At 62.1% G+C, this 580-nt stretch carries 1 protein-coding gene; it reads right to left on the bottom strand.

Annotated elements, in window-relative coordinates; all coding sequences use genetic code 11:
- Positions 1-85: 85 nt before the first annotated feature.
- Positions 86-280, bottom strand: a complete 195-nt coding sequence (locus CVM73_RS38815) for a hypothetical protein (protein WP_245452562.1) — start codon at positions 278-280, stop codon at positions 86-88.
- Between the last annotated feature and the right edge of the window lie 300 nt (positions 281-580).

Genomic DNA, 580 nt, shown 5'->3' with positions numbered 1-580 from the left:
CCCCGTCCTTCTCCGCACTAGGGACGACGTACAAGAGCACCCGCCTACCCGAGCCCCTGGAACAGACCACGATGTATGCTCCGCTCTATTTTTTTTTTTTCAAGCAGAAGCCGGCATACGAGACCCCGGCCTCGCCGGCTCCCCCGATCCAGCCCAGACCGCCACTCTGGCCGCCCGCCAGGTCGACGATGCTGCCAAGTGTCGCCGTCCATCGGGTATCGTCGAGCGCTGCATCGTAGATGTCCGTCACCAGCGAGAGCAGCTTTTCATTCAGTTCCATAGGCGTGTCCATGAACGGATGGATGGGCTCGTTCGGCCTCACAGATGAGCACGCCGGATGTGGAAATTTGATGAGCCGGATCACACTTGAAGACGCTCTCGCAGCCCTGGCGGGCGCTGAGCGAGGTGCCGGGAGGAACGGGGCGGACGGAAGTGGCGCGGGAACAGTCAGGCCGAGAGCCAGTGCATCGTTCCGGCGCAAGCGAACAGCAGCGCGCCCATGGCCGCCGCAGTGATCATGTTCTGCAACGGCAATTTTGCGATCATGCGCAGTTCAGCCGCGCACGATATTGGTCCCGCT

The sequence above is a fragment of the Bradyrhizobium forestalis genome, from assembly GCF_002795245.1.
In the GTDB taxonomy this organism is placed as follows: domain Bacteria; phylum Pseudomonadota; class Alphaproteobacteria; order Rhizobiales; family Xanthobacteraceae; genus Bradyrhizobium; species Bradyrhizobium forestalis.
The sequence above is the reverse complement of the archived record's forward strand: the minus strand, read 5'-3'. Positions and strand labels throughout refer to the sequence as shown.